9 protein-coding genes are annotated in these 9,084 nt (G+C 70.3%); 7 read left to right on the forward strand and 2 right to left on the reverse strand.

Translation table 11 applies throughout. The features are described 5' to 3' along the window. Window positions 1-149 precede the first annotated feature (149 nt). The 4 genes from deoC to ACWDN5_RS45170 all read left to right on the forward strand — a co-directional run bounded on the left by deoC (window position 150) and on the right by ACWDN5_RS45170 (window position 4,629). Window positions 150-1,124, forward strand: a complete 975-nt coding sequence (gene deoC / locus ACWDN5_RS45155) for a deoxyribose-phosphate aldolase (protein ID WP_310971078.1) — start codon at window positions 150-152, stop codon at window positions 1,122-1,124. Then, window positions 1,124-2,557: an aldehyde dehydrogenase family protein gene (locus ACWDN5_RS45160; RefSeq protein WP_449680606.1), complete on the forward strand. Its 1,434-nt coding sequence runs from the start codon at window positions 1,124-1,126 to the stop codon at window positions 2,555-2,557. Before deoC ends, ACWDN5_RS45160 begins: the two co-directional genes overlap by 1 nt. Next, window positions 2,550-3,416, forward strand: a complete 867-nt coding sequence (locus tag ACWDN5_RS45165) for an aldehyde dehydrogenase family protein (RefSeq protein ID WP_449680607.1) — start codon at window positions 2,550-2,552, stop codon at window positions 3,414-3,416. Before ACWDN5_RS45160 ends, ACWDN5_RS45165 begins: the two co-directional genes overlap by 8 nt. A 130-nt stretch (window positions 3,417-3,546) precedes the next feature. Beyond that, a complete protein-coding gene (locus tag ACWDN5_RS45170; protein ID WP_449680608.1) occupies window positions 3,547-4,629 on the forward strand; it encodes a beta family protein in 1,083 nt (360 codons plus the stop codon). Here ACWDN5_RS45170 and ACWDN5_RS45175 read toward each other — a convergent pair. After that, window positions 4,595-5,467, reverse strand: a complete 873-nt coding sequence (locus ACWDN5_RS45175) for a GH12 family glycosyl hydrolase domain-containing protein (RefSeq protein ID WP_449680609.1) — start codon at window positions 5,465-5,467, stop codon at window positions 4,595-4,597. The two genes, ACWDN5_RS45170 and ACWDN5_RS45175, sit on opposite strands and share 35 nt — an antisense overlap. Before the next feature lie 64 nt (window positions 5,468-5,531). Next, window positions 5,532-6,170, reverse strand: coding sequence for a TetR/AcrR family transcriptional regulator (locus ACWDN5_RS45180; protein WP_310971083.1), 639 nt, complete (start codon window positions 6,168-6,170; stop codon window positions 5,532-5,534). Window positions 6,171-6,349: 179 nt separating this feature from the next. On the opposite strand from ACWDN5_RS45180, the gene ACWDN5_RS45185 reads away from it, so the two are divergent. From ACWDN5_RS45185 to ACWDN5_RS45195, 3 genes are read left to right on the forward strand one after another with little or no spacing between them, the layout of a single operon-like run. Next, on the forward strand, window positions 6,350-7,573 hold the full coding sequence (locus ACWDN5_RS45185; protein WP_449680610.1) for a cytochrome P450: 1,224 nt from the start codon (window positions 6,350-6,352) through the stop codon (window positions 7,571-7,573). 10 nt (window positions 7,574-7,583) lie between these two features. Next, entirely contained in the window at window positions 7,584-8,774 is a 1,191-nt protein-coding gene (locus tag ACWDN5_RS45190; RefSeq protein WP_310971085.1) for a cytochrome P450, read from the forward strand. Between the two features lie 36 nt (window positions 8,775-8,810). Next, window positions 8,811-9,005, forward strand: a complete 195-nt coding sequence (locus ACWDN5_RS45195) for a ferredoxin (protein WP_013222786.1) — start codon at window positions 8,811-8,813, stop codon at window positions 9,003-9,005. Window positions 9,006-9,084: the final 79 nt, after the last annotated feature.

Consider the following 9,084-nt stretch of genomic DNA (forward strand, 5'->3'; position numbering starts at 1 on the left):
CGCCCCAATGTGGCGTTCGGTGCGTCAGACGCAACCAACGCCACATTGGGGCGCTTGACGCAGGTGACACGAGAAGCCTGGAGCGTCACACCGGGTGACCCACTGCCGGACGCCGCGCACTGTCGGACCCGCCGCCTAGACTCAGGCGCATGACAGCCACGACCAGCACGTCAGCGGCGCCGGCCACCCCGGCGCCGCTGGTGGACGCGACTCGCGATGACGCGAGCCTGCGCCGCTTCCTGCTCGGGCTGCCCGGTGTCGACCAGGTCGGCGTCGAGCAGCGCGCGGCGGGCCTCGGCACGCGCAGCATCAAGAAGGACGCCAAGCGGTGGGCCATCGACACCGCCATCTCCATGGTCGACCTGACCACCCTGGAGGGCGCCGACACCCAGGGCAAGGTCCGGGCGCTGGCCGCGAAGGCCGTCCGCCCCGATCCGGAACGCCAGGACACCCCGCGCGTCGCCGCCGTCTGCGTCTACCCCGACCTGGTCGCCACCGCCGTCGAAGCGCTGAAGGGCAGCGGCGTGCACGTCGCCAGCGTCGCCACCGGCTTCCCCGCCGGGCGCACCAGCCGCGAGATCAAGCTGGCCGACACGAAGATCGCCGTCGAGGCCGGCGCGCACGAGGTCGACATGGTGATCGACCGCGGCGCCTTCCTCGAAGGCCGGTACATGGCCGTCTTCGAAGAGATTCGCGCGGTGAAACAAGCCTGCGGCGACGCGCACCTGAAGGTCATCCTCGAAACCGGCGAGCTGGCGACCTACGACAACGTGCGGCGCGCGTCGTGGCTGGCGCTGCTGGCCGGCGGGGACTTCATCAAGACGTCCACCGGCAAGGTCTCCCCCGCCGCGACGCTGCCGGTCACGCACATCATGCTGCAGGCGGTCCACGACTGGCACGTCCAGACCGGCGAGCTGCGCGGCGTCAAGCCCGCGGGCGGCATCCGGACCACGAAGGACGCGATCAAGTACCTGGTCGCCGTGCACGAGGTCGCCGGCGAGCAGTGGCTGACCCCGGACCTGTTCCGCTTCGGCGCGTCCAGCCTGCTCAACGACCTGCTGCTGCAGCGCCGCACCCAGGTGGACGGCCACTACAGCGGCCCCGACTACGTGACGGTGGACTGATGCCTGTTTTCGAGTACGCACCGGCGCCCGAATCGCGCGCCATCGCGAACCTGAAGGACTCCTACAAGCCGTTCGTCAACGGCGAGTTCGTCGACGGCTCGGGTGAGCCGCTCAAGACGATCAACCCGGCCACCGAAGAGGTCCTCGCCGAGGTCGGCACCGCGTCGAAGTCCGATGTGGACACCGCGGTGAAGGCCGCCCGCAAGGCGTACGACTCCGTGTGGTCGAAGATGCCGGGCACCGAGCGGGCCAAGTACCTGTTCCGCATCGCGCGGCTGATCCAGGAGCGTTCGCGCGAGCTCGCCGTGCTGGAGAGCCTGGACAACGGCAAGCCGATCAAGGAGTCGCGCGACTCCGACGTCCCGACGGCTGCCGCGCACTTCTTCTACCACGCGGGCTGGGCCGACAAGCTGGCGTACGCGGGCTACGGCCCGAATCCGCAGCCGCTCGGTGTCGCGGGGCAGATCATCCCGTGGAACTTCCCGCTGCTGATGCTGGCCTGGAAGATCGCCCCGGCGCTGGCCACCGGCAACACCGTGGTCCTGAAGCCGGCCGAGACGACGCCGCTCACCGCGCTCGTCTTCGCCGAGATCTGCCAGCAGGCCGAGCTGCCGCCGGGCGTGGTGAACATCCTCCCGGGCGCGGGCGACATCGGCGCGTCCATCGTGGAGCACGCCGACATCGACAAGATCGCCTTCACCGGCTCGACCGAGGTCGGCAAGGCGATCCAGCGCCAGGTCGCGGGCACAGCGAAGAAGCTGACCCTGGAACTGGGCGGCAAGGCGGCGAACATCGTGTTCGAGGACGCGCCGCTCGATCAGGCCGTCGAGGGCATCGTCAACGGCATCTTCTTCAACCAGGGCCACGTCTGCTGCGCGGGCTCGCGCCTCCTGGTCCAGGAGTCCATCGCCGAAGAGGTCCTCGAAAAACTGCGCTACCGCGTCTCGACGCTGCGCATCGGCGACCCGCTGGACAAGAACACCGACATCGGCGCGATCAACTCCGCCGAGCAGCTGGCGAAGATCCGCGGGCTCGTCGAGTCCGGCGACGCCGAGGGCGCGCAGCGCTGGACCAGCCCGTGCCCGGTCCCGGACCGCGGGTTCTTCTTCGCCCCGACGGTGTTCGCGAACGTCCACCAGTCGATGCGGATCGCCCGCGAGGAGATCTTCGGCCCGGTGCTGTCGGTGCTGACGTTCCGCACGCCGGACGAGGCCGTCGCGAAGGCGAACAACACGCCGTACGGGCTCTCGGCCGGCATCTGGACCGAAAAGGGCTCCCGGATCCTGTGGATGGCGAACCAGCTGCGCGCCGGCGTGGTCTGGGCCAACACCTTCAACCGCTTCGACCCCGCCGCCCCGTTCGGCGGCTACCAGGAATCCGGCTTCGGGCGCGAAGGCGGCCGCACCGGGCTGGAGGCGTACCTGAATGTCTGACCGGATTTCCGTCGCCAAGACGTACAAGCTGTACATCGGCGGCAAGTTCCCGCGTTCGGAGTCCGGCCGGGTGTACCCGGTGACGGACGGCAAGGGCAAGTTCCTGGCGAACGCGGCCCACGCGTCCCGCAAGGACGTCCGCGACGCGGTGGTGGCCGCGCGCAAGGCGTTCCCCGGCTGGTCCGCGGCGACGGCGTACAACCGCGGCCAGGTGCTCTACCGGGTGGCCGAGGTCCTGGAGGGCCGCCGCGACCAGTTCGTCTCCGAGGTTTCGGCGTCGGAAGGCCTCGGCGGCAAGAAGGCCGAGGCCATTGTGGACGCGGCGATCGACCGCTGGGTCTGGTACGCGGGCTGGACGGACAAGATCGCCACGGTCCTCGGCGCGGCGAACCCGGTGGCGGGCCCGTACTTCTCGTTCACGGTCCCGGAGCCGACGGGCGTGGTCGGCGTCCTGGCGCCGCAGGCCTCGTCGTTGCTGGGCCTGGTGGAAGTGCTGGCCCCGGTCCTGGCGACGGGCTCGACGGCGGTGGTGGTGTCGAGCGCGGAGCGGCCGCTGCCGGCGATCACGCTGTCGGAGGTCCTGGCGACCTCCGACGTCCCGGGCGGCGTGGCGAACATCCTGACCGGCCGGGCGGCCGAGCTGGGCCCATGGCTGGCTTCGCACGGTGACGTCAACGCGCTGGACCCGACGGGAGCGGCCCCGGCGGACCGCCCGGGGCTTGCCCGCGAAGCGGCGAACACGGTGAAGAGGGTGCTGACGGTCCCGGACGCGGAGCCGGACTGGGCGGCAGCGCCGGACATCACCCGCCTGCGGCGGTACCTGGAGGCGAAGACGGTCTGGCACCCACTGGGCGTCTGAGTTCCGACGGCGGAGGCCACCACTCGCTCCGGCGGGTGGTGGCCTTCATTCTTGTGGTGGATTCTCCGCCGCGCCCGGTCGATCTACGCTCGATGTAATCGGGCACTCACTCGACGTGATCGGGAGCTCCGTGGAGGCTCACGCCGGCTTCACGACGCTGATGGCGCTGCGCGCGAAAGCCGGCGAACTGGCCGCTCTCCGCGCGCTCGTCCGGCCCGCCCAGGTCCGGCGGGTTCAGCCACTGCTGCAGTTCGACCCGGGCCGGAAGAACCCCGCCGATCAGCTCGCCGACGTCGAACAGATCGCCCGCCACCTGCACCGGCTGGGCAGGCGCTGCTGGATCGACGCCTCCGACGTGGCGGACCAGCCCGGGTTCGGCGCCGGTGGTGCCCTCGGACGGCTGGCCGACCACCTGGCCGGTCCGGCCGACCTCTTGGACGAGGACTGGCCGGTCGCGTTCGTCCCGGTGGTGCGCAGCGACGCCACCGAGCAGTCGGCCGCGGCTCTGGGGCGCCTCGGCGCCGAATTGGGGGCCGGAGCCGCCGTCCGGATCCGGCCGGGCACGGCCGACCGGGACACCCTCGGCCGGATCATCGAGCGGCTCGGCCTCGAGCCGGGCGACATCCACATCGTCGTGGACCTCCAGTACGTCGCCGAGGCAACGACCGCCCGGGTCGAGGGAGCCGCGGCCATCCTGACCGCCCTCGCCGAGGTGGGCACCTTCGGATCGACGACCTTGCTGACCGGTTCGATCCCGAAGACACTCGGGCAGACCGCGACCTGGGAACAGCCGCGTGCGGAGGAAGTGCTCTGGGAACGCCTGGTGCGCGCCGGTGCCGGGCACCTGCGATTCGGCGACTACGGCGCCGTGCACCCGGTCCCCGGTCCGGGCTTCGGCAGCAAGCACGTCGCGCTGAAGTACACGTGCCCGCACCGGTGGCTCTACTCGCGGGAGCGGATGCCGGACGAGAACGGCGGAGAGCCCGCCCGCGGCCGCGCCCTCCGGGTCGTGTGCCGCCGCGTGACCGAATCGGCGGGCTACGCCGGCCCGGACTTCTCCTGGGGAGACGGCGAAATCCACGCGGTGGCGGCGGGCGCCGGAACGGCTCTGGGCGACACCAGCAAACCGGTCGCGTTCGCGACCTCACACCACCTGGCCTACCTGGCCACCCGCGCCGCTAGCTCATCGTCACCGAGAAATCCGACAGCGTGAACCGCGCCTTGCCGCCGCCGGTCGAGCAGAACTCGATGCCGTAGCCGATCTGGTTGATCGTCGGGTTGGGTGGGATCAGGCCCTTGCCGATCGCCCAGGCGATCATCGCCTTCAGGTCGACGCTGCCCGAATACTGCGTCGAGCGGGACACGAACGCCACGTACCCCTCGTCGTCCGCCCAGACGTCGTAGGTGAAGCCGCCCGCCGTGTACGTGGTCAGCTTGTCGCCCGCCGGGACCTGCTTGCGGTTCTCCGTCCAGACCATCAGCTCGCTGACGCCGGCGCCGTTGCCCACTCCGTTCAGCCACAGGTCGTACGCCACGTCGTAGATGCCCACCCCGGGGCCGCGGCCGGCGAACGTCGATTTGATCACCGAATAGTCGTTGAACGGTTTGCCGTTCTGGTTGTTGATGTCCTTGTGCACGTTCGGATAGGTTTTCACCGACGTCGAATCGGGTTGGGTGGAATCGACGTACCAGTTGTCGTACGCGCACGCGCGCAGTGTTTCCGGGCCCGCTTCCCCGGCGTTCCACATGTTGTTGTGGACGTAATAGCCGCCGTCCGTCCAGCCGCCGTCGGGGTCGCTGGTGGTGAACTCCGGGGTGCGGCAGTTCCGCACCGGCGTGGCCGATGGCGGGGTCGGCGTCGGCGGAGGTGCAGGTCGGGACGTCGAAGGCGTCGGCGACGAGGAAGAAGAAACCGGCGCCGGCGACGAAGAGGACGAGGTCACCGGCACAGGCGGCGACGCGGCCGCCACGCCGTCGACGGGCGTGCCGCCGCACCCGGCGAGCACCGGGAAGGAAATCGCCAACAACACGGCCAGCGTTCTTCGTCGCATTTTCCCGCCCGCAGCTGCAATTCCGGCAGAACGAGGCGGAACCCTAACACGGAATACCGGGAAATCAGTCCGGGTCGAGGTCGCCGGAAGTGATCGGACGGCCGGGCAGCTCGGTACCCGGCCGCGCGCTGAGGCCGTCGATCATGATGCCGACGCACCGGCGGGCCGCCATCGCCGCCACCTCCGGCGTCTTCGCGCGCGCCTGACGCAGGAGCGTCGCGAACAGGATCGCGATGTCGCCCGAGCCGACGTCGTCGCGGAGCTTGCCCTCGGCCTGCGCGCCGTCGACGAAGCCGTCGAGGACCGCCAGGATCTCGTCGCGCAGCCGGCGGACCTCCGGATCGCCCTTGAGGATCACCAGCGCGCGATGCGACACCATCGCCAGCTGCACGCTCAGCTGCAGCTCCACCGACTGCCGCAGCAGCCGCTCCAGCGCGCGCCACGACGACGTCTCCTCGGCCGCGATCATCCGCGCGTCGATCAGCACCCGCTCGAAGTTGTCCATCGCGACCGCGCGGACCAGCGCGTCGCGGTCCGGGAAGCGGCGGTACAGCGTGCCGACGCCGACGCCGGCCGCGCGGGCGATCTCCTCCATCGGCACCTCGGGACCGGAAACGGCGAAGATGGTCTTCGCGGCGGCCAGGATCTGGTCGCGGTTGCGGCGCGCGTCCGCCCGCAGGGTGGTCTCGGGGTCTGCCGTCATGCCGTTCGCCTTCCGCTGAATCGCGCGGGGTGATTCTCGCACGGCCAACCGGCCACACACCGCCTCCTCGAATGGGTAGGCGGCACCTAGTGGACGACTTCCTTCCGCTTCGGTACCTTGGGCAAGAGAACCGGAATGTAATCCTCCGCATACTTTCCGTCCGATTTAGGGGGTCCGAAATGACTGATTTGGCCGAGCCCGCGACCCGGGACGAGACCTTCCCGCTGGTCCGGACCTGCCCGTTCGCCCCGCCGCCGGCCTACGAGAAACTGCGCGAAGCCGGCCCGGTCCACCGCGTCACCCTGCAGTCCGGCCAGGAGGCGTGGGCGGTGACGCGGCTGGAGGACGTCCGGCAGATGCTGACCGACCCGCGGTTCAGCTCCGACCGGTTCAACCCCGGGTTCCCGGTCCTCCTCAAGTCGGGGCGGCCGCAGCGGCGGAGCAACTTCACCGCGTCGCTGATCAACATGGACCCCCCGGAGCACGGCTCAGCCCGGCGCGAGGTCGTCGGCGAGTTCACCGTCAAGCGCATGAAGGCCCTGCAGCCGCGGATCCAGCAGATCGTCGACGACCACATCGACGCGGTCCTGGCCGGCCCGAAGCCCGCCGACCTGGTCTCGGCGCTGTCGCTGCCGGTGCCGTCGCTGGTGATCTGCGAGCTGCTCGGCGTCCCGTACGCCGACCACGACTTCTTCCAGGTGCGCAGCTCGACGCTGCTCAACCGGGAGGTCGACCAGGAAACCCGGATGAAGGCCGTCGACGAGCTGCAGGCGTACCTCGACCAGCTGGTCACCACGAAGGAAGCGGAGCCGACCGACGACCTGCTCGGCCGCCAGATCCTCAAGCAGCGCGAAGAGCACGGCGACGTCGCCCACGACGACCTCGTCTCCCTGGCCTTCCTGCTGCTCATCGCCGGGCACGAGACGACGGCGAACATGATCTCGCTCGGCACCGTCGCGCTCCTGGAGAACCCGGACCAGCTCGCGATCATCAAGAACGACCCCGGCAAGACCCTCGACGCCGTCGAGGAGCTGCTGCGGTACTTCACCATCGCCGAGTTCGCGACCTCGCGCGTGGCCACCGAGGACGTCGAGCTCGGCGGGCAGCTGATCCGCGCGGGCGAGGGCGTGCTCGGCCTCAGCTACTCCGGCAACCGCGATGCCGAGGCGTTCGAGAACGCCGACGAGCTCGACCTCGAACGCGGCGCGCGCCACCACGTGGCGTTCGGCTTCGGCCCGCACCAGTGCCTCGGCCAGAACCTCGCCCGGATGGAGCTGCAGATCGTCTTCGACACGCTGTTCCGCCGCATCCCGGAACTCAAGCTGGCCGCGCCGGTGGACCAGCTGCCGTTCAAGCACGACTCGTCGATCTTCGGCCTCTACTGCCTGCCCGTGACCTGGTGAGGGGGACGCCATGACCGCCGTCCACGAGTTCCCGATGACCCGGACCTGCCCGTTCGCGCCGCCGCCGGCGTACGCCGAGATCCGCGAGGAGGAGCCGGTCACGCGGGTGCGGCTGCCCGCCGGCAAGCAGGCCTGGGTGGTCAGCAAGCACGAAGACGTCCGGACCGTGCTGAACGACCGGCGGTTCAGCGCCGACCGGCAGCACCCGGACTTCCCGCAGCTGGTGCCGGGCCTCCGGCGGCCGGACGACGAGCGCACCATGATCACCATGGACGCGCCCGAGCACGGGCCGGCCCGCAAGGCCGTGCTCGGCGAGTTCACCGTGCGCCGGATGGAGGCACTGCGGCCGCGGATCCAGGAGATCGTCGACGAGCGGATCGACGCGCTGCTGGCCGGCCCGAAACCGGGCGACCTGGTCGAGATGCTGTCGCTGCCGGTGCCGTCGCTGGTCATCTGCGAGATGCTCGGCGTGCCGTACGCCGACCACGACTTCTTCCAGACCCAGACGGCGAAGCTGATCAAGCGCGACACGCCCCCGCTGGAGCGGCGGGCCGCGGTCGAGTCCGTGCGCGGCTACATGAGCGACCTGATCGCCGGCAAGGAGGACAACCCGCCGGACGACCTGCTCGGCCGGCAGATCGTCAAGCTGCGCGAAGAGGGCACCTACCGGCGGCCCGCGCTGGCCGCGACCGGGTTCCTGCTGCTCCTGGCCGGGCACGAGACGACGGCGAACATGATCTCCCTCGGCACGGTCGGGCTGCTGGAGAACCCGGACCAGCTGGCCCTGGTCAAGGACGACCCGGGCAAGACGCTCGACGCCGTCGAGGAGCTCCTGCGGTACTTCACCATCGTCGACGCCGCCACGGCCCGGCTGTGCGTCGAGGACGCCGAGGTCGGCGGGCAGCTGATCCGGGCGGGCGAGGGCGTGCTGGCGCTGGGCTACGCGGCCAACCGCGACGAAGCGGCGTTCGAAAACCCCGACGAACTGGACATCGAACGCGGCGCGCGCCACCACGTCGCCTTCGGCTTCGGCCCCCACCAGTGCCTCGGCCAGAACCTCGCCCGGATGGAACTGCAGATCGTCTTCGACACGCTCTTCCGCCGGATCCCCGGCCTGAAGCTGGCCGCGCCGGTCGACGACCTGCCGTTCAAGGACGACGCGGCCATCTACGGCCTGTACCGGCTGCCGGTGACCTGGTAGAGACGAACTGCCAAACCACCACAGGAGAAGAGGACCATGAAGATCATCGCGGACACCGGCAAGTGCGTCGGCGCCGGTCAGTGCGTGCTCACCGAGCCGTCGCTGTTCGACCAGAGCGAGGAGGACGGCACGGTCATCGTGCTCGACGACCAGCCGCAGGGGGAGCTGGTCGAGAAGGCCCGCGAAGCGGTGCACGTCTGCCCGAGCCAGGCCCTCTCCCTCCAGGAGTGACGCACGGTGAGGGCCACCTCGGGGTGGCCCTCACCGCTGCCTGCTACTTGACCGCGTGCTCGGTCCTGATCACGCGTGT

The sequence above is a fragment of the Amycolatopsis sp. NPDC003731 genome (assembly GCF_053586895.1).